Below are 19,028 nucleotides of genomic sequence, written 5' to 3'. Positions count from 1 at the left end.
GTCAATTTTAAATGCGTATTTGCATTGGCATAGAGCGATCAAACAAACCACAGGAGTTTGATCATGAAAGCGATTATTTCTACCAATTATGGCGGGCCAGAGGTTTTGAAGCTGGTCGATATGCCCACACCCACGCCCAAGGCGGGCGAAGTGCAAATTGAAATTCACGCAACGGCGGCCACGCGTGCGGATACGATGATGCGCCAAGGTGTGCCACGTTTTGCGCGGATTTTCCTTGGGCTGCGCCGGCCCAAACGCCCAATCCCCGGCACGGCATTTGCAGGGGTGGTGCGCGGTGTTGGCGCGGGTGTCACACGGTTTCAAATTGGCGATCGGATCTGTGGTGAAACAGGAATGTTATTTTCCGCATATGCCCAATACGTGGTGGTTCCCGAAACCGCCGCGATGATGCATTTGCCCGATGGGTTATCCATGCAAGAGGCGGCACCGATCAGTGACGGTGCGGTGACATCATATCATTTCCTGAAATCCGTAGGCAATGTTCGCGCAGGGGATCGGGTGTTGATCAATGGGGCGTCAGGGGGGCTTGGCACCGCAGCGGTGCAGATTGCCAAACATCTGGGGGCGCATGTGACGGCGGTGAGCAGTGCGGATAATCATGCGCTTGTGCTGGCATTGGGCGCGGATGTGGTGATTGATCGAAAATCACAGGATTTCACCAAAACGCACAATGCCTATGACGTGATTTTTGATACCATTGGCAAGAGCAGCTTTGCCGCCGCCAAAACCGCGCTGCGCAAAGATGGGATTTATATGTGCCCTGTGTTATCGATTGGGTTATTGGCGCAACAATTGATGCGATCAAAGTCGCGCGGCAAACGTGCAAAATTCGCAGCCGTTGGCATGTTGCCCCATGATCAGATCATCGCAATTTTGCACAGGCTCAAGCCGATTTTTGAAACGGGTGTGATCAAAACCGTGATTGAAAAGACATATCCATTGGATGACATCGTGGCGGCGCATACCCATGTGGATACAGGGCGCAAGCGGGGCAATCTGGTGATTGATGTGACGGGCGCGTAACGCTCACAGAACTGTGTTTTTCCGTTTCTTGTCGGGGCAATAACGGTCTGCTACCGATTGGGAAATTTTCGGAGACTGACATGTCAAAAAATACATTCACACGGCGCGCAGCCCTGATCGCAGGGGCAGGGGTGGTTGCATCACTTGCAACACCTCATATCGCAGTGGCGGCAACAGGTGGTGAACCTGTGCGGCGCAACCTGTCTGGTTGGCGCAAACAAGACTGGCGCGATCATTTTGATACGCTCGGGGTTGGTGCGATTATTGCCGATACGGCGTCGCGGGCACTTCATTATTGGAACAGCGATGCAAGCGATTATCGCGTGTATCCAACATCCGTGCCAATGTCCGAAGAATTGACAAAGCGCGGTTATACCGAAGTGGTGCGCAAACGTGTTGGCCCCGATTGGACACCAACGCAAGATATGTTGAAACGGAATCCAGAATTGAAATACATGCCCCCCGGCCCGGGCAATCCGTTGGGCACACATGCGATGTATCTGTCATGGCCTGCGTATTTGATTCACGGCACGCATGATACGCGCAAAATCGGGCGACCATCGTCCAGTGGCTGTATCGGGTTGTATAACGAAAAAATCGAAGAGCTTTTCGCGATCACGCCTGTGGGTACACAGGTTTTGATCCTGTAGCCACGCTAGCCGATGCATATCCCATCGGCGGAATTATTATCGCCAAACTCGTCAATCAACAGGCGGGTTTGGTTGACGTGGATGGTGAAATCACAATCGGCGTTAAAACAGCCAGACGGGATGGGATAGGGCCCAACAGTGGCCATTGATCCCGCCGCGATGGGCGGTGTGGAAAGATCCTGTGATGTGTTGCCAAAAGTCACGCGCGTGATGGTGGATTGCAGCGCATCAATATTGGATTGATTGCGCACCATCACATAAAGTCCCAAATCATCACGTTTGCAAAATCCGTTTGCGCCTTGGCTGCCTGGGGCGCGTTCAGGCACCAGATCAACCTGTTCCACGCCTGCGCGTGGATCACAGCTTGCCACCAATGTGATGGCAAATAAACAAATCACGGGTTTTGGTGAATACCACGGCATGATCATTCCTTTGGGGTTGGATGGCGATCAGCCTAGCATGAAATGGGGTTTTGGTCTGTGACGCGGATCACTTTTTACCACGGATCAACAAAAACACACCTGCCGCCACGATCAGCGCCGATCCAACCAGCATTCGCGTATCAAGACTTTCGCCAAAAAACACCACGCCAAAGGCGATGCCAATCAACAGGCGGGAATAGCGAAACGGGGCGACGGCGGCGACTTCGCCTGTGCGCATGGCTTTCATCAGGCTGGCATAGGACAGGGTGCCAACAGCAATAATCGCCATCACAATCGCACCGGTTTTTGCATCTGGCATCACAGGGGCGGCATGTTCGAAAAACGCATAAATTCCCCCCGCAATGGCAAGGGCGAAAAACCCGTATATTCCCAATATTGCGGTGCTAAGGCTGGCAGGGGCCGCGCGGCTGGCCAAATCGCGCCCCGCAAAGCCGATCATGCCAAACACCGCTAGCAATGACATCGGCGTAAAGCTGGCAGGGGTTGGTTGCAAAATTACCAACACGCCAAGCAAGCCAATGCAAATCGCCAGCCAACGCCGCCAGCCAACCGTTTCACCAAATAAAATTGCCGCCGCTGCAACCACCACAATTGGGGTTGCCTGCAATATCACCGTGGTGGTGGATAATGGCGTGAGTGTGATTGCCAATGTGAAAAACAACCGCCCGAAAATTTCAAACAACATGCGAATGCGCATAGGGGGTGAGAGCACGGTTTTTGGAAACAGATTTTCCCCCGCACGCCGCGCCACAATGACAAAGGCAATCGCGCCACCCAACCCAAACATCACCAAGATTTGCCAGATCGGCAGCGTGGCAAAAGTGGCCTTGATCAAAGCATCCTCCACCGCAAAGCCAAACATGGCAGCGATCATCCATAGGCTTCCGATCAGGTTGGCGTTTTGTGGGGTTTTTGCGGGCATTTGCGATCCGATGAATTGAAAATGTAACGGCGCGCCGCACTTGGGGATATTTTTGCATCAAAGGATGATACTTTTGTGTGAATTGCAACGAAAATCGTGGTGCTTTTCATTGTAATTAATAGAGCTAACGATAAAGAATTTACCTTATGGTCAAAATTTTACCTGTGCGACGGTTAAACGTCATATCGGCATTAGCCGCGTAGAACAGGGATTGTTTTTAGCAAGGTTACCGAATGCTGATACCCAACAAACAGGTATTGTGTGGTGGATTACCACCACCGCCAAAACGCTAAAAAGGTGCCCGCACGGCGTCATAAGGCGCCGTGCGGTTTTTCTAGCGACAAATATAGCCGCAATAGTTTCGCGTGGTCACACGTGATCGCGCACGCGGCCAAAACAGGCATTGTCCACTGGTATCATTGCGCACATTAACCACGCGTGAAAATGTGCAAATGCCACCCGAACCAACACGCTTCACGGAAACGGCTGCGCGTTCGCGATTGTTGGTGCCATCTAGGCGCTGAACATCGATGTGTAATGTTGCGGCTGGCATGAATTCATTTCCAGATGCTTCGCATCGTGCTTGCGCGCGCGCCACATCAAGTGCGGGGCAGTCCAAAGCCGCTTGGCCAGCATTTGCGGCGGCACTTGTTGCGGCGGATTGTGGGCTACCGATACAGGCAAAACGGGTGCGAGTCTGATCAGTTATTCCACCATCTACACCATCAATACGGCAAAACCCGATTGGCGTTAACGGTTCATCTTGTGCAAATGCACCAAGGGGCAGGGTGATCAATGTCGTTAATAAAATTGCTTTGAACATTATTTTTCCTTTCAAAAATTGATGTGAAAATTATGTCTTACCCCCATAAAATCGCAGCGCCGATCAATACGATCACACCGCCGGTGATTTCGCGCATGCTCAAGGTTTCGCCGATAAAGACAGAGATGACGACAACCAGCATTGCTTCGAGCGCCAAAATGGCGACATAGGTGAATGCAAGGTTTTCTTGTCGCAAAACGATGACCTCGAACAAGATCGCCAGTGCGAAAAATCCGATGATGAATATCAATGGCCAGATGGATGGGGTATCCGCCATATGTTTCATCGCAAGTGTCGCCAACGCATATCCAAGCGCAGATAATGCAATCAAAAATACAGGGTTTTGAAATGTAAGCATCATTTTGAACACCTTTTCGGGGTTCAAAGAGCTTGGGCCATTCCCAAAGTTAAAACAGTGGCAATGCTCACCAGATTGCAAATTTGTGCGGGGCTAGGGTTTTGTGGCGAAAATCCCCGTTGGCTTACCATCAACAGTTGTTGAATTTTTGCGTTTCCAAAAATCAGTGACCCCATCATCGCCCAGATCATCAAAATAGGGAACAAGTTCGGTTTCACCGCGTGAACGTTGAAATTCCATGACCGGAACGCCCGTGCCACAGGATGTTTGCACCATATCAATCGACAGATCGAAAATTTGCCGACTGCCCGCCATTTTTGGGAAATCTTGCGCCAAATCATTCCATTCAGGATCACGAGGGTGAAAAACCCGCGCCGTGCCATAGGTGCGCAGGATCATTGGATCACCATCAAAGGCGCAAAACATCAATGTCATGCGCCCCGTCGCGGCGACATGGGCCGCGGTTTCATTGCCGCTCCCGCTTAAATTCAGCCAGATAATGCGATTATCATCGATGATGCGCAAACTATCCAAGCCTTTGGGTGATACATTCACCCGTCCCGTTTTATCGGCGGTTGCAACAAAAAACATCACCTGACGTGTGATGAATTTGCGTAATGTTGAATTGAGTTTTGTACCTTGGCCCATCTGATCCTCCTGTATGACATAGAACATAATGGGAACAGAGGTGCAATAATTTGTTTGAAATAGTGGTGTATCGTATGATACCAATAATTGGTATAAGGAGCGCATCCCATGGCAAAAAATACATCCATCACCATTGGCGATCATTTTGACCAGTTCATTTCTGATCAGGTCAAAACTGGGCGGTTTCATTCCACCAGCGAAGTTATTCGCGCAGGGCTGCGATTATTGGAACAACAGGATTTGAAAATTCAAAACCTGCGCAATGCATTGATCGCATCCGAGACAGCACCGATTGTTGATGATTTTGACATTGATGATTTCATCGCACGCAAGGGTTAATTTGTGGCTTTGAAATTTCGCCAAACGGCCTTGGATGATTTGGATTCAATTTGGGATTACACGGTTGATCGCTGGGGCCATGCGCAGGGTGAAACCTATTTGCACGCATTGCATCAATGTTGCGTTGAATTATCAACGGGTGTGCGGCGCGGGTTGGATAGCGCGCATATTCGCAAAAATTATCGCCGCTGTTTAATCGGCCGCCATGTGGTGTTTTACCATAAAAACGGTGATGTGATTATCCATCGTATTTTGCATCAATCAATGGATGTGCCAAATCAATTTTGAGATGGGTAACGGGCCAAAAAATCCACATCTTCGGGAAAGGTTTTGGCATAAAAATCCAACATGGATTTTAATTCGTCGGGCATTTTCTGAGCCTTGTAAATATTGATTGCTGTGCGTGCGGCAGGGCGCGTGGCCTGTGCATTCGCGGCGGTAATTTTCGTACAGATATGGGCCGCTTCCAGCGGGCGTTTGGCACGGTTCAGTGCCTGTGCATAAAGCCAGAACATTTCGACCTCTTCGCCATGTTCATTTTGATAGGACTCGATCAAATTTATCGCGCCGTCATAATCACCATGATCAAATAACGCCTGTGCATGGCCGCGCGTGTATAACAAAGCCTGTTGTTGCGATGGGCCGACATAGGCCAGCAAAACATCCGCCATAATGCGATCAACGGTTTCTTGGCGCACATGGCGATAATCCTGTTGCCCCCATGCGAATTTGCGATCGGTGAGCGTAACATATTCATAGCTTGGGAAATAGCTGGCGTCATGGGTGGCGACAAAGGCATCAATCGCGGCGCGTTGCACCGATTTGGAATAACAATTTGCGATCAAGACATCCTGTTCCCGAAATGTCGAAGCCAACCCAACAGGCGATACCGTAAACAACATTTTTGGCGGATTGTCTTTGCGCCCTTTGCGCAACAAATCATAGGTTTCACAAAGCGCGTTCATGATGTCATCATAATCTAGCAAATGAAATTCGAACCGATTGGGGTATTTTTGAATCAATGGTTTTGGGGGCGCCAAATTTAGATAAACACCTGTTTCGCAATCATACCATGCCTCGACCAGACCCAAGGTGATGATGATGACATCTGCATTGGCGGCTGCGCCAAAGCTTTGATTATAGGCAAGACGCTGTGCGGCCATTTCATCAAATGTTCCCGATACATCGTAAGAAGGGGAAATTTGCAGATCAATATATTTGTCAGGGGCAATTTCCACCAATGTTTCGGTTTGGGTTTTACCCGCATCCGAAAGCGCCCATTTAAATTCGTTCAAGATCGAATGAATGGTGTATTTATTATAAAGCTGAAACGCCGTTTTTTCGGGATGATGTGCCAGCGCCGCGGGATCGCTGGAAACAACATTCGCGTTAATAAATTTAAGCGATTTTTCAATATTGCGGGCAAAACAAGAACCGGATGCAAAAATTTTCGCATTTTTGTCGAATTGAAACCCAGCCTTAACCGCGGGCTGTGCATAGGGGTGCAAGCGTTCGCCCCCACGTGCAGGGCGGGGGTAGACGCGCTCTTTGTTGCCAGCAAGACGGGCGTAAACGGCATCGGCGGGTGTTTTTTCGATTGGCATTTGCGCCCCCTTTTAATTGCTTTTATTTGGTGTCCGAACCCTAGGGTTTTTAGGGCTGGGTATCAATGTGGTTATCATCCAGATGATGGGATGAATGCGACAGTGGACGAACAGACCAAGAACCATGCTGCGCAAAATTTGTGCAACTTTAGCGATACCAACGTATTTTGAGCAAAAAACATCACTTTTTAAAGAGTTTGGTTGATTTTTACCCTCTTTATATCAATTGGTCTATAAACCCAGATCAATGAGTATGTAAGTTGGAAAAGTAATATGGCCTTTATAACCCTAACCGATGCAGATGTCGCCAATCCAGCCTTCTGGGCAGGACAGGATTTGAATGCTAACAGCACGCTGAATGCAACGGGTGTCAGTGATAATTTTCAAATCACCATGACGGGCAGCGGGATTACCATCACGGATACAGATACCGGTACGGTTTATTCCTATTCCGATGCGGATTTGGGCGGGGGGACATTTGCCAATATCGTTGAATATCGCGGCAATGACGCCGACAGCGACATCAGCGGCGCAAGTGGTCTGAACAGTAGCGGATATACCGGTGGTTCGGGCAATGATACCTTGACCGATGATGGGAATTTGGGCGGTGCGCTTACGGGCGGGGGCGGTGATGACACGCTTACGGGTGGATCAGGAAATAACAATATTTCGGGTGGTGATGGCAACGATATCCTGTCCGATGATTCAGGCAACAACAACCTGTATGGCGGCGCTGGCGAAGATATTTTATTTGGCGGCAACGGGTCTGGTAACCTTGAAGGTGGCAGCGGCGACGATGTCATGTATGCGGGGGATAACACATCGTTCGTATTGGGCGGTGATGGCATTGATACGTTGTTTGTCCCCGAAGGTTCCACAATCAATCCATTTGCACCCGATGGCGGCAATGTCACCACGCCAGGGGGAACCACGTTTACCTATATCGGGGTGGAAAATGTTGCCATCGTGTGTTTTGCGGCCCAAACGCGATTGCGCACCCCAACGGGTGGGCGCGCGGTGGCGGATTTGTGCGTTGGTGATTTGGTGGAAACCAAGGATCATGGGGCGCGTGCCATTCGTTGGATTGGAAAACGATGCGTTGCTGGCACGGGCGCATTTGCGCCAGTGGTGTTTCGCAAGGGCGCCATCGGCAATGCACGTGAATTGGTTGTTTCACAACAACATCGCATTTTGATCGATGATTGGCGCGCCCAATTATATTGCGCGGAATCAGAGGTGTTGATCGCGGCCAAACATTTGGTGAATGACGATACCATCCGCATTCAGGAACGCGAAGAAATCACATATTACCATATCATGTTTGATCAACATGAAATCGTAAAATCCGACGGGTGCTGGACAGAAAGCTTTTACCCCGGTGCATCCGCGATGGATGCATTGGGCGCGGCAGCGCGGGACGAAATTTTTGAACTTTTCCCAGAGCTGCGATCAAACACAGATGGATTCAAAGCGGCACGCCCGTTTATCACCGCAGCGCAGAAATCCGTTCTGGGTTCAGATTTATAACGGCACAAATCGGGGCAGGGCGGGCAGGCTGTTTTGTAAAAAACCCTGCAATCGCGCATCCGCATCGTCAACCGTTTCACCCGCAACAATCGGGGTGGCATAGCGTACCAATGCACCATCTGTGCGTCCCGTGCGCACGCCATCAATTACGACGCGAAATTTCGCCTTGATATCATTTGTCATGCGCTCGCCGCGTTGTTCAAACCAATAATATACCAATTGTTGCGACAATCCTTTTTGAATGATCGCACGGTTCACATGAAACCCGCCAAACACCGGCAGCGCGGTTTCAACGCGATATGGTTCCAGCGTGAAAATTTCCCAGCCCCCCACGGGTAAACAAACCTCTGGCGAATGGATGCCCGACCCGTCGGTCTGGTTTTCATAAAAGGCAACAAACATGTTGATATGGCTTTGCGCGGCGGCGCTGGTGTAATTGACGTTCAAATAATCGCTTGCGCCCAACACGGTTTCGATTTCTGGGTCAAGCAGGCTTGTCACCCCAGACCAGCCGTTCAGATCACGCGGGAATAATGCAAATGGCTCGCGATCCATTGCGCGGGTTTCACCCCCGCGCCCAATGACCCAAGCGCTTGACGCGATGAGCGTGATAAGCGCGGCAACACCCAATGCGCGCGATGGGCGGATGCCCCAGATGCGGTTTAATATTGTTGCAAAACCGTTTGTGTCCAAATCAATCGCCTCTGACAATGGTTTTGGATTTGGGGTAAGCCGTTGCAGGGCCACCGCCATCAAAAACAGGATGGCAATGCACAGCACAAAAATGACCCAACCTTCAAAGAAATGTAAAAAACCCTCGGCCTGTTCGATCCCGTATGAATTTACCAAGATTCCAATCACCCCGATGCGCAGGGAATTGATCAATACCGTCAAGGGTGCCGCGGCCAAAAGCAGGACAATTTTATGCCAAAAGGGCCCGCGATAAAGGATCGCAAACAGATAAGAAAAGCTTAGGATCGGGAACAAGTAGCGCAGACCCGAACAAGCCTCTGCAACCTGTAGTTTCATGACGCCAAGGTCAATGACGTTGCCCTCTAAAAACACCGAAACGCCCGCGAGTTTAATCAGCCAAACACCGATGATGGATGAAATAAGCTGTAAAACAATGGTGAGTTTCCAGTATAAAATCTGGGGCAGGGGCAGCATGAAAATCAAATGCAGCACGGGCAATTGATGTTGGCGCCCGCGTTGCCAGCCAAACACCACCAACACCACACCCGCAACCCAGATAATCATGGCATAGGTCACGATATCGGCGATATGGGCGATATTGCCAAACACCGCGATAATCAGGGACAAGATGATCACCAAAACACCGGGCCAGCGATCGGGCGGGTTTTGATCGGGCAGGGGGGATTGGCGCAATTCGCGCAAAAACAGGTAAAGCGATACAATCGGGATCAACGGACCGTGGCTGTATTCCGCCGTGGACCATGCCGCCCCCAGCGATTTCAACCCAATCCAAAACAGCGGGACAGAGGCAAGGATCAACACCACAAACATCGCCACCCCACGGCGATTCATCGCCGCAAGAAAAGACCCGTTTTCAATGTGGTTCGTGCCAGTGTGCATCAAAAAACCCAGCGGTTAGGGGCGCATGGTGAATTCGCGGCTGATCTGGAAAAACACTTCGTTTGATTTGGCTTTTTCACTTGCTGTTGCCTCGTCCAAAGTGCGATGGGCAACGCCGATTTGCATATCCCAATCACGGGTCAACGCACGGTTATAGGCCAAGCGAATTTCGCTGGTGGATTTTTCATCCACATCGTCAAAACCTGTATCGGCCACTTGGGCATATTGATACCCAAAAACAACCGAGCTTTCGTTTGATATTAAATGGCGATAAGCAACATCAACCCATGTGGTTTGAATGTCTGAACCCGCGTCTGATGTTGAAAAGCTGCGATTGACAAGCGCGCTGAACAAACCAGATTTCAGATCACGCACCACAGAAAGCCCGCCGACCCATTCGGTGCCACCCATGGGGCCCTTGGTCAGACCAAAACTTGCGTTCAAATCATAAAGTTTTGCGTTGATTTCACGGGTCAGTTTGAACGTATTGCGCCGCCCGTTCACAGAAAGCGCGGTTTCTGCCTCGATCCCAAAGCTACCATCGGCAAATTCACGTGTTGCCCCCAAACGCCCCGCCAATCCGCGTTCGCCATCCACGCGCACACCTGTGTCCAATTCTTCGACATCGGTGTATTCGATGCGGCTGTTGATTGTCCAAATTGGTGATACTTTGTAATCCAATTCGAATCCGACATCTTCTTGGGTGCGTTGATAGGGGTCGCCATCCTCTGTGGATTTGTAATCCCAGGCATCAAATGTAACGCGCCCTTGCAACACGGGTGAAAATCGCAGGTTTGCGGTGAAAAACGCGTTGTTGGTTTCGCTGTCGTTCAGATCGGGATCCGTAACATCGGTATACATGTTTTTCTGATGTTGTAATTCGGCGCGAAAACCGATGGGTTTGTCGATGCCCGTTTCATAAACGATCACCGCCTGTTTCATTTCCAAATTACCCGAACTGGTGTTTATGGAATCTTCGCCCAGATTGTCATTGTTCAACAACGGATCGGAAAATCGCAGATCATCATTGGATACATCGGCGGTGATTTCCAGATTGGCAAATGCACCGTTGCGTTCGTATTCAAAACCATAATCGGGATCGTCAAAAGAAATATCGTTTGATTCATTTGGCGCCTTTGATGCGCGCATGATGCCTTCGAATGTCAGGGCGATACGTTGGTTTTGGCTCACGTTTTCGGCGCGAAAATCCAATATATTATCCCATAAATACAACGTGCCCGGCGATGGAACATCCAGCGAAAAATTATCGTTTGCGCTGATCCTGCTGGTGACACCAAAGGTCAAGGTCACGCCGCCTTCTGGCGCGTCTTGGGCAAATACTGGTGCGCTGGTCGCCACAAGGGCGGCCAGCATACTGGCGATATTTTTTCGACTGCTCATCAATCGTTCCCCGATTTTTTATGTTTTATTCAAATAGACGCCTTGTTGGAACAACCACAACATCCCCACGTCCCAATACGGTATTGCCCGCGATGCTGTTGGTGTCGCGTGGGTTTTTGTAGTTGAATTTATAGATTACTTCGGATTTTGATTTTGGATCGGTGCGGCGCAATTCAATACGTTTTTCCGCGGCAAAACGTGTAAGCCCACCAGATGCCGCAATCGCTTGCAACAATGTGATCCCTGGTTTCACCTCTAGCGATCCGGGTGTGTTAACCTCGCCCATGACAAAAATATTGGTCATAACGGGTGGCTTTGGTGTGGCGGCAACGCGTGGGCGTGGTGCCGGAACAGGTGCCAATTTATCAACAGAAACATAAATGTTTGGCGTGGATGCGTAATTGGGTGCCAATGCGTTGGTCAAGGTTGAGGTGATGGCATCAACCGTGCGCCCAGATGCACGCATGGTGCCAACGGCAGGAAAATTGATTGACCCATCGGGCAATACCAAAACCGTGCGGTTTAGGTTGGCATCCTCTAGGATTTCAATACGCAGCGTATCGCCCGCTTTCACACGGTAACCGGCCTGCGCAAATGCAGATGTGGTGATGAAAACAGAGATTAAAAAACAACTTATGAAACGTAACATGATCTTACCTCGCGATCTTAAATTAGGTTAAGTTTACGCCAAGTATGGCGTTTGTAAAACTTTTTCGAACAAATATGCGGCGTGTGCGATAGATTTGTCGCGCTCTATATTGCGCGATATTTACCGCTTAATTTTTTGCAGAAAGTCGCAAAATCTCTTTCTTTATATCATCATTGAACGCTTGGGGCGAATCCGCGTCTAGCATTTTTTCGACATTTTTGAATTGGGCCAATGCTTCTGTGTCGCGTGCCAATGCCGCGAGCGTTTTTGCCAAATGGTATTGAACCGCCAATTCATCGGGCAAATCATGGGCGGCGGCGAAAAGATAGCGGTATGCCTCTTGGTAGTCTCCGCGCAGATATGCGATCCAGCCATAGGTATCTTGGGCAGGGGCCGATTTTGTATCACGCAAACGCCGCGCAATGGTATAGGCACGTTGCAGGCTTTCTTCGTCAGCGCGGTGATTGGACAAAAGACTGGCCAAGTTATTTGCCAACATCACGGATTGCGAATTTTGCTCATAGAGCTTTTCATAAACCGCAATCGCCCCGTCAAAATCACCCGCATGTTCCAAATTGGATGCATTGATCCATTGCAAATAGGCGCTGTTTGGAACCGCCGAAAGCGCCGCAGTCAATGTCGCGCTCGCATCCAGATTATGCGCCAATTGAAGCTGATATTTTGCAACCCAGACCCGTTCTTGGCTGGGGTCCTTGGCCAAAATGGCGTTGTAAATTGCAAGGGCTGCGTCCACATCACCAGATGCACCGTAAATCCCCGCCTGCACATATTGCCAAAACGCAGGGTCATCGGAAATCTGTTCCAGTTTTTGCGCATGTTCCAGCGCCCCGGCAAAGTTTTCTTGGCGGATAAATGTATCAATAATCGTTGCATTTGCTTGTGCGCTGGTGTCATCCGTGGTGGCGGCAAGCTGTTGCATAAATTGCGCAAGTTCGGCGGATCGATCTTGGGCGCGTAACATGGTGGTGGTTAAATTGTTCGCCGCCAATCGTGCATTTGGATTTTGCAATGCATTCAATTTTGGAATGATGTCTTCTAATCGGCGCCAGTTTTGCGTGGAGACGTAAAGATTGCCAAGCGTGATCAACAATTGCGCATGTTCGGGGTTTTGGCGATGGGCGTTTAACAATGTATCCTCGGCGGCGATTGCCTTGTCGCTGGCCATTAACACCCCCGCATAACGCAGCGATTCATCGGGTGCGTTATTTGATGCCTTTACCGCCAAAGACAACATTTCGGATTTAAGCTCATGGCTCCCTTCGCGATCATGGGCGCGTGCGATCAGGGTTAACAATTCTGCATCATTGGGGTGTTGACCAACCGCGCCGCGCAAATTCACGATGGCCTGTGCAGTTTCATCTGCATCAATTTGCCAGCGGGCTTTGTGCTTGGTGGCGCTGGCATTGTATTTATCAAGGCTCAAAACCTCGTTCACCAAAATGCGTGCGGCATCGGTTTGCCCCGTTGCAATCAACATATCCGTCAAAATCAAACGATAGGTATTGGTGTCGGCGGTGTTTGGGGCATCTTGCAAAATGTCACGCATTTGATCGATTGCATCTTGGTGGTCGCCCGATTCAAATTGCAATGACGCCTTGAGCGATTGAAACAATTTGGGATTGTTGGGGTTTTGCGCCAGCACCGTATTAATTTCATCCAAGGCCGCGGCATCGCCACGGGTTTGGGAAATAAAGCTGATCAAATCCACCTGTAAATTGTGATTTTCTGGATCACCTGCAATCACCGTTCGGAAATAGGATTCCGCGGCTTGCAAATCTTGTTGTGCGATGTACCAGCGGATCAAGCGCAGCTTTGATTCTGGATCATTTGGATATCGCGCAATAATATTTTTAAGCTGCTGTTCAACATCATCTTTGCGATCAAGTTGGATCAGAACCCCAAGGCGCAGGGAAAACAGATCGGTCATATCGGGATTATGCGCCAAGGCTTCGTCAATCGCGCCAAGTGCAAGTTCCCAGTTCTGTTGGCGCAGGTGATCCCCGATCACCAAACGATGTGCATGCACCAGATCGGGTTGCTGTGTTGTCAAATCTTGGCCGATTTTCACCGCCGCATTGACCCCCGATTCATCCTTTGCGACCAAAGCATCGTAATATTGCAAATTCGCCATCAAGGATTTGACGATCAAATCATCGCCATTGATCGCGGCCGCACGCGATGCATGACGGCGCAGAGAATTCCAGTTTTTGGTTTCCAGTGCAATTTCACCAACGGCACGCAGCCCTTCGAAATTATCGGGGAATTGTTCAACCAGTCGCAAATATTGGCCATAAGCCTCGGTCCGTGGGCCGCGCACATTTAACAAACGTGCATAGGCCAGACGTGCATCTTTGTGCAGACCGTTTAATTGAAACACATTGCGAAATTCAATGATGGCGCGTTCTTCGTCGCCCTCGGCTAAATAGGAAAGGGCCGCTTGGTAGTGTTTTTCTGCACGGGTTTCGGCGGATTCACACCCCGCCAAAAATAGCAGACAAACAACGGCCAAACAGCCCAGTAATTTTGAATTTAGCATTTGCTTTCTTTGGCGATAGGGGCGCCGTTAGCGCCCCGTGCAGCGTAGTACCACGCTTAGGGTTTGTGAAATGATCGACACATCTTGTGTGAATGAAACACAATCAGCATAGTCATTGTCAAATTGAACACGCGCCGCAAAGGTGGTTTCGTTGCGATCTGATACCTGCCACAACCCAGTCAAACCAGGGCGAAAGCGGAAATATTCGGTTCCGCTATACAGGCTTCGTTGATCGGTCATCATTGGGCGCGGCCCAACAACAGACATTGAACCCATCAAAACATTCCAGAACTGTGGCATTTCATCAATTGAACTGCGGCGCAGGAAATTACCAACCTTGGTAATGCGCGGATCGTGTTTCAATTTTTGGTCACGATCCCATTCAATACGTGCAGCAGGGTTTTCTGACAGGTATTGTTCCAAAACCTGATCAGCATCGCGCACCATGGTGCGGATTTTCCACATGCGAAATTCTTTGCCGTTCAAACCAATACGCATTTGGCTGTAAAACGGTTGCCCGCCATCCAGCCAAACCAACAAGGCGGAAATGCCAACGATGGTTAAAATAATAGGGGCAGCCAAAACGATGAATGCAATATCAAACAAGCGTTTCAGAAATGCTTCGTAAAGCGAAGTATCAGTATAAATGTAAACAGCATGTTGCCGTTTCATTTGGGTGTTAAAATCATCAGTATGCAGGGACATTGCAGTACTTCCATATAAGTTTTGCCCAAATCTGGCGGGCGTTAAAAAAATCTCCAATTTCGTTTTTTTTATTGGCGCTCTTATAGCTTAAAAAAGTAACAAAAATAAAAAGGCATTGATGTAATGTTCATAAGCATATTGATTGCAAATGCATCTTGCCACTAAATTCGAAACCGTAATAGTGATATACATCACTTTACCAACAAAAAAATGCCACTATTACGTCATATTGTAAAATTCCAATCGAGATATCAGTTATTTAGGTACAGTAAACATTTATTACAATTTAGGGATTCGGCGCGAATTTTCAACGGCACACACCACATAAGCAGGTAAATTTTTTACCAAACAATCAAAAGTTGTACGCATCACGAATCTTTCAATTTTTCATCACGATCATAAATAAACATTTTGGATAATTTCGGTCAGGGTTTAGGTTAAAAATAATGGTTACAGAAAATTTATACGCAGGCTTTTTCGGGTTTTCCGAGCGGCCTTTTAATCTGGTTCCTGATCCAGATTTTTTGTTTTGGTCAAAACAACACAGCGGCGCCTATGCGGTGCTGGAATTTGGGATTATGTCGCGCGCACCGATTACATTGTTAACGGGTGAAATTGGGTCTGGGAAAACCACCTTGATTCAAAAGTTGCTGGCATCATTGCGCGATGATGTCACCGTTGGTTTGGTGTCCAACGCCCAAGGCGGGCGGGGTGAATTGTTGCAATGGGTTTTAAATGCGCTTGGCATTCGGTTTGGATCGAACGCAAGCTATGTTGAAATGTTCCAAAAACTGCAAGAATTCATCATTGATGAATACGCCGCCAACCGTCGTGTGGTGTTGATTATTGACGAAGCGCAGAACCTGTCGATCGAAGGATTGGAAGAATTGCGCATGTTGACCAATATCAATTCAAACAAGGATGAATTGATTCAACTGATCCTGGTTGGTCAGCCAGAACTAAAAGATTTGGTTCTTAGCCCCAAAATGAAACAGCTCGCGCAACGTGTTGCAGGCAGTTATCATTTAAATGAGATGGATCAAAAAACGGTGGGCGAATATATCGAACACCGATTGAAAAAATCTGGTGGATCGGGTGGTGAAATCACCAAATCCGCGGCCAAGATTATTTATGAATCAACCAATGGCGTGCCACGGTTGGTGAACCAGCTTTGTGAACTATGTTTGTTATACGCCTGGGGCAAAGAGGAAAAATTCGTGGGCATCCGCACGGTGCGCAAGGTTTTGTCCGATGGCGTATTTTTTGGTGGTAACGCGTTACAAGATAACGATGGAATGTTGTGATGGATTTAAAATACTTTGCCTCTATATTTTTGCGCAGGTTGCCATATTTCCTGTTGGTGTCCTGTCTGATTTCTGCGATTTCGATCATCATCGCCAAGGCATTGCCCCCCGCATATGAATCACAAATGAAATTGATCGTGGAATCGCCACAAATTCCCACGGAATTGGCGACACCTACAATTTCAACACCTGCGATGGAACAGCTTCAAATCGTTGAACAACGTCTGATGACACGTAACAATTTGCTGGATATTGCCGCGCGGTTCAAATTGTTTGATGCGGATGATGAAATGACGCCGGATCGCACGGTTGAATCTATGCTGAAACGCACAACAATTCGCAAATCCGCCAATCACAACGAGGCGGCATTGATGACCATCGCATTCGAAGCCGCAACCCCCGAACAGGCCGCCAGTGTTGTGAACGAATATTTGACCCTGATTCAAAAAGAAGACGTCGAAAGCCGGACAGGGCGCGCAACCCAAACGCTTGAATTTTTTGAACAAGAGGTCACCCGTCTGTCGCAAGAGCTGGCGGCCAAATCAGCCGAAATTTTGAAATTTAAATTGGATAATTCAGACGCGCTACCAGACAGTTTGGATTTTCGCCTTGGCCAACAAACCCGCGCCCAAGAACGATTGGCGCAAATCAATCGCGATATGTCACAATTTAATCAGCAACGCGAAAAGCTGATGATGATTTTTGCCCAAACCGGCGAGGTGACCGATGTCACCCCCAAAGAATTATCACGCGACGAAGAATGGTTGGAAAAATTACGTGCTGATCTGGCACAGGCATTGGCGGTTTATGCGCCCGACAACCCCAACGTAAAGGTGTTAGAGGCCCGCATCGCCCAAACCGAAAAGGCAATTTCGCGCCAAAAGGCAGCGGAAAATCCAACCGCAAATACCAATGTGGATTCCACCGGGAATATGATGTTGGATATTCAACTGTCCGAAATGGATACGCGGCTGGCAATCCTGGAAGATCAACGCGATGCCACCGAAGAATTGTTAGACGACATCGTAAAAACCTTGTCCAAAACTCCAGCCAACGCCATTCGTTTGGATGAATTGGAATTGGATTTGGGCAATTTGCAAACCCAATATACCGCAGCCGTCAATCGATTTGGCAGCGCAAGCACCGGCGAGCGCATCGAATTATTATCCCAAGGTCAAAAAATTTCCGTCATCGAACCCCCTGCATTGCCTGATGAACCAACCAAACCAAACCGGATGTTAATTGCGGGTGGGGGGACATTTGTTGGAATCATGGCGGGCATCGTATTGGTGGTGGCGTTGGAAATGTTAAACCGATCCATCCGCCGCCCCGAAGATTTGGTGGCGAAATTGGGAATTACACCGCTTGCGACGATCCCTTACATTCGTTCGCGTCAACAAATGATCGCACAGCGAAGCTGGAAAATTATTGTTATTCTGGCAATTTTGATTGGCGTGCCGTCACTGATCTATGCGGTTCATACATATTATTTACCGCTTGATTTATTGATGGAAACATTGCTGTCGAAATTGGGGCTTTGATCATTTTTTGCCCAAGGAGGGCATGAGTTTATGGAACGTTTACAAGCCGCCATTAACAAGGCACGCGCACAACGCAAAACCGGCGTTGCCGCGACCGAACATGTGCAAAGCAAAACCACCGATAAAAAGCTGGTTGAAAATTGGGAACGTCTTGCACCGGTTGTGATGGATCCAAAACAATCGGCGATGAATCGATTGTCATCCATTGGCGGGGGCAGGGATGCCGCACCATATGACATGTTGCGCACGCGTATTTTGCAACAAGCCAGCGCAAATAAATGGCGCCGCGTTGCGGTGGTTTCGCCCCATTCGGGATGCGGAAAATCAACCACATGTGCCAATCTTGCATTCAGTTTTTCGCGCCAACGTGATTTGCGTACCATGGTTTTGGATTTGGATCTGCGCCGCGTTGGGCTTAGCCGTATTTTGGGCCAACCACGCAATGCCAATATGGCCGATGTGTTACAGGCCAATACCGATTTTTTGGATCACGGTATGGTTTTGAATGAAAATGTCGCGCTGGGGCTGAACCAAACCAGCGTGCATGATGCATCGGAAATTTTGCAAAATATGCGCACCAAATCTGTGCTGGAAAACATCGAAAATCAGCTTCGCCCTGATATCGTTTTGTTTGATATGCCGCCATTGATGTCCACGGATGATAACTATGGTTTTTTGCCAAATGTGGATTGCGCGATTTTGATTGCCGAGGCGGAAAAAACCACGATTGCACAAATTGATGTGGCCGAGCGCCAATTGGCGGAATTAACCAATGTTATGGGTGTGGTTTTAAACAAAAGCCGTTATCACACGGGCGCATATGGATATGACTACGATTACAAGTGATCGCGCATAAAAAAGGGCCCAGATCGGGCCCAATTTTCACATATTTTGTTTTGTTTAGGCGTCGCTACGTTTGC

19 protein-coding genes are annotated in these 19,028 nt (G+C 48.9%); 8 read left to right on the top strand and 11 right to left on the bottom strand.

What is annotated here, in order from left to right:
- Positions 1–63: 63 nt before the first annotated feature.
- The gene (locus BFP76_RS00565; RefSeq protein WP_099591235.1) at positions 64–1,044 is read left to right on the top strand and encodes an NAD(P)-dependent alcohol dehydrogenase; all 981 of its coding nucleotides are present in this window, start codon (positions 64–66) and stop codon (positions 1,042–1,044) included.
- Positions 1,045–1,124: 80 nt separating this feature from the next.
- Entirely contained in the window at positions 1,125–1,694 is a 570-nt protein-coding gene (locus tag BFP76_RS00560) for a L,D-transpeptidase (protein WP_099591234.1), read from the top strand.
- Between the two features lie 5 nt (positions 1,695–1,699).
- Here the strand turns inward: BFP76_RS00560 and BFP76_RS00555 are convergent, their stop codons facing one another.
- The 5 genes from BFP76_RS00555 to BFP76_RS00535 form a co-directional block, all read right to left on the bottom strand.
- Entirely contained in the window at positions 1,700–2,116 is a 417-nt protein-coding gene (locus BFP76_RS00555) for a hypothetical protein (RefSeq protein WP_133117358.1), read from the bottom strand.
- Between the two features lie 67 nt (positions 2,117–2,183).
- Positions 2,184–3,059 carry a DMT family transporter gene (locus BFP76_RS00550; RefSeq protein WP_099591232.1) on the bottom strand — a complete coding sequence of 292 codons (876 nt, stop codon included), beginning with the start codon at positions 3,057–3,059 and terminating at the stop codon, positions 2,184–2,186.
- A 334-nt stretch (positions 3,060–3,393) separates the two neighbouring features.
- Positions 3,394–3,882, bottom strand: a complete 489-nt coding sequence (locus tag BFP76_RS00545) for a hypothetical protein (protein ID WP_099591231.1) — start codon at positions 3,880–3,882, stop codon at positions 3,394–3,396.
- 37 nt (positions 3,883–3,919) lie between these two features.
- Positions 3,920–4,243, bottom strand: coding sequence for a hypothetical protein (locus tag BFP76_RS00540; RefSeq protein ID WP_133117357.1), 324 nt, complete (start codon positions 4,241–4,243; stop codon positions 3,920–3,922).
- A gap of 90 nt (positions 4,244–4,333) precedes the next feature.
- Positions 4,334–4,888, bottom strand: coding sequence for a pyridoxamine 5'-phosphate oxidase family protein (locus BFP76_RS00535; RefSeq protein WP_099591229.1), 555 nt, complete (start codon positions 4,886–4,888; stop codon positions 4,334–4,336).
- Positions 4,889–4,996: 108 nt separating this feature from the next.
- Here BFP76_RS00535 and BFP76_RS00530 point away from each other — a divergent pair, with 108 nt between their 5' ends.
- Complete coding sequence (locus BFP76_RS00530) at positions 4,997–5,227, top strand: type II toxin-antitoxin system ParD family antitoxin (protein WP_099591228.1); 231 nt, start codon at positions 4,997–4,999, stop codon at positions 5,225–5,227.
- A gap of 3 nt (positions 5,228–5,230) precedes the next feature.
- Positions 5,231–5,515: a type II toxin-antitoxin system RelE/ParE family toxin gene (locus BFP76_RS00525; protein ID WP_099591227.1), complete on the top strand. Its 285-nt coding sequence runs from the start codon at positions 5,231–5,233 to the stop codon at positions 5,513–5,515.
- Here BFP76_RS00525 and BFP76_RS00520 read toward each other — a convergent pair.
- Positions 5,506–6,831: a GSCFA domain-containing protein gene (locus BFP76_RS00520; RefSeq protein ID WP_099591226.1), complete on the bottom strand. Its 1,326-nt coding sequence runs from the start codon at positions 6,829–6,831 to the stop codon at positions 5,506–5,508. The two genes, BFP76_RS00525 and BFP76_RS00520, sit on opposite strands and share 10 nt — an antisense overlap.
- Before the next feature lie 273 nt (positions 6,832–7,104).
- Between BFP76_RS00520 and BFP76_RS00515 the strand changes: the two genes are divergently transcribed.
- Positions 7,105–8,358, top strand: a complete 1,254-nt coding sequence (locus BFP76_RS00515) for a Hint domain-containing protein (RefSeq protein WP_099591225.1) — start codon at positions 7,105–7,107, stop codon at positions 8,356–8,358.
- Here the strand turns inward: BFP76_RS00515 and xrtD are convergent.
- The 5 genes from xrtD to BFP76_RS00490 form a co-directional block, all read right to left on the bottom strand.
- Positions 8,353–9,951 (bottom strand): VPLPA-CTERM-specific exosortase XrtD, encoded by a 1,599-nt coding sequence (gene xrtD, locus BFP76_RS00510; RefSeq protein WP_099591224.1) that lies wholly within the window; start codon positions 9,949–9,951, stop codon positions 8,353–8,355. The genes BFP76_RS00515 and xrtD overlap by 6 nt on opposite strands.
- Before the next feature lie 15 nt (positions 9,952–9,966).
- Positions 9,967–11,352, bottom strand: a complete 1,386-nt coding sequence (locus BFP76_RS00505; RefSeq protein WP_099591223.1) for a hypothetical protein — start codon at positions 11,350–11,352, stop codon at positions 9,967–9,969.
- A 25-nt stretch (positions 11,353–11,377) separates the two neighbouring features.
- Entirely contained in the window at positions 11,378–12,001 is a 624-nt protein-coding gene (locus tag BFP76_RS00500; RefSeq protein WP_099591222.1) for a polysaccharide biosynthesis/export family protein, read from the bottom strand.
- Positions 12,002–12,128: 127 nt separating this feature from the next.
- Positions 12,129–14,558 (bottom strand): tetratricopeptide repeat protein, encoded by a 2,430-nt coding sequence (locus BFP76_RS00495; RefSeq protein WP_099591221.1) that lies wholly within the window; start codon positions 14,556–14,558, stop codon positions 12,129–12,131.
- Between the two features lie 27 nt (positions 14,559–14,585).
- Positions 14,586–15,263, bottom strand: coding sequence for a sugar transferase (locus BFP76_RS00490; protein ID WP_240513944.1), 678 nt, complete (start codon positions 15,261–15,263; stop codon positions 14,586–14,588).
- Between the two features lie 446 nt (positions 15,264–15,709).
- Here BFP76_RS00490 and BFP76_RS00485 point away from each other — a divergent pair, with 446 nt between their 5' ends.
- The 3 genes from BFP76_RS00485 to BFP76_RS00475 are packed head-to-tail and all read left to right on the top strand — an operon-like array spanning position 15,710 to position 18,954.
- Positions 15,710–16,567, top strand: coding sequence for an ExeA family protein (locus tag BFP76_RS00485; protein ID WP_099591220.1), 858 nt, complete (start codon positions 15,710–15,712; stop codon positions 16,565–16,567).
- The gene (locus tag BFP76_RS00480; protein WP_099591219.1) at positions 16,567–18,108 is read left to right on the top strand and encodes a GumC family protein; all 1,542 of its coding nucleotides are present in this window, start codon (positions 16,567–16,569) and stop codon (positions 18,106–18,108) included. Before BFP76_RS00485 ends, BFP76_RS00480 begins: the two co-directional genes overlap by 1 nt.
- Positions 18,109–18,138: 30 nt before the next feature.
- Entirely contained in the window at positions 18,139–18,954 is an 816-nt protein-coding gene (locus BFP76_RS00475; protein WP_099591218.1) for a CpsD/CapB family tyrosine-protein kinase, read from the top strand.
- Positions 18,955–19,028: the final 74 nt, after the last annotated feature.

The sequence above is a fragment of the Paramylibacter kogurei genome, from assembly GCF_002742285.1.
Taxonomy (GTDB): Bacteria; Pseudomonadota; Alphaproteobacteria; order Rhodobacterales; family Rhodobacteraceae; genus Amylibacter; species Amylibacter kogurei.
Note: the sequence above shows the minus strand (reverse complement) of the source record. Positions and strands in the feature narration are given on the sequence as shown.

Excerpts from the sequence above, each read along its gene's own strand:
- BFP76_RS00485 (WP_099591220.1), top strand. The coding sequence starts at position 15,710 with ATGGTTACAGAAAATTTATACGCAGGCTTTTTCGGGTTTTCCGAGCGG.
- BFP76_RS00530 (WP_099591228.1), top strand. The coding sequence starts at position 4,997 with ATGGCAAAAAATACATCCATCACCATTGGCGATCATTTTGACCAGTTC.
- BFP76_RS00545 (WP_099591231.1), bottom strand. The coding sequence starts at position 3,882 with ATGTTCAAAGCAATTTTATTAACGACATTGATCACCCTGCCCCTTGGT.
- BFP76_RS00555 (WP_133117358.1), bottom strand. The coding sequence starts at position 2,116 with ATGCCGTGGTATTCACCAAAACCCGTGATTTGTTTATTTGCCATCACA.
- BFP76_RS00475 (WP_099591218.1), top strand. The coding sequence starts at position 18,139 with ATGGAACGTTTACAAGCCGCCATTAACAAGGCACGCGCACAACGCAAA.
- BFP76_RS00490 (WP_240513944.1), bottom strand. The coding sequence starts at position 15,263 with ATGTCCCTGCATACTGATGATTTTAACACCCAAATGAAACGGCAACAT.
- BFP76_RS00560 (WP_099591234.1), top strand. The coding sequence starts at position 1,125 with ATGTCAAAAAATACATTCACACGGCGCGCAGCCCTGATCGCAGGGGCA.
- BFP76_RS00535 (WP_099591229.1), bottom strand. The coding sequence starts at position 4,888 with ATGGGCCAAGGTACAAAACTCAATTCAACATTACGCAAATTCATCACA.
- BFP76_RS00480 (WP_099591219.1), top strand. The coding sequence starts at position 16,567 with ATGGATTTAAAATACTTTGCCTCTATATTTTTGCGCAGGTTGCCATAT.
- BFP76_RS00495 (WP_099591221.1), bottom strand. The coding sequence starts at position 14,558 with ATGCTAAATTCAAAATTACTGGGCTGTTTGGCCGTTGTTTGTCTGCTA.
- BFP76_RS00500 (WP_099591222.1), bottom strand. The coding sequence starts at position 12,001 with ATGTTACGTTTCATAAGTTGTTTTTTAATCTCTGTTTTCATCACCACA.
- xrtD (WP_099591224.1), bottom strand. The coding sequence starts at position 9,951 with ATGCACACTGGCACGAACCACATTGAAAACGGGTCTTTTCTTGCGGCG.
- BFP76_RS00520 (WP_099591226.1), bottom strand. The coding sequence starts at position 6,831 with ATGCCAATCGAAAAAACACCCGCCGATGCCGTTTACGCCCGTCTTGCT.
- BFP76_RS00540 (WP_133117357.1), bottom strand. The coding sequence starts at position 4,243 with ATGATGCTTACATTTCAAAACCCTGTATTTTTGATTGCATTATCTGCG.
- BFP76_RS00550 (WP_099591232.1), bottom strand. The coding sequence starts at position 3,059 with ATGCCCGCAAAAACCCCACAAAACGCCAACCTGATCGGAAGCCTATGG.
- BFP76_RS00505 (WP_099591223.1), bottom strand. The coding sequence starts at position 11,352 with ATGAGCAGTCGAAAAAATATCGCCAGTATGCTGGCCGCCCTTGTGGCG.
- BFP76_RS00515 (WP_099591225.1), top strand. The coding sequence starts at position 7,105 with ATGGCCTTTATAACCCTAACCGATGCAGATGTCGCCAATCCAGCCTTC.
- BFP76_RS00565 (WP_099591235.1), top strand. The coding sequence starts at position 64 with ATGAAAGCGATTATTTCTACCAATTATGGCGGGCCAGAGGTTTTGAAG.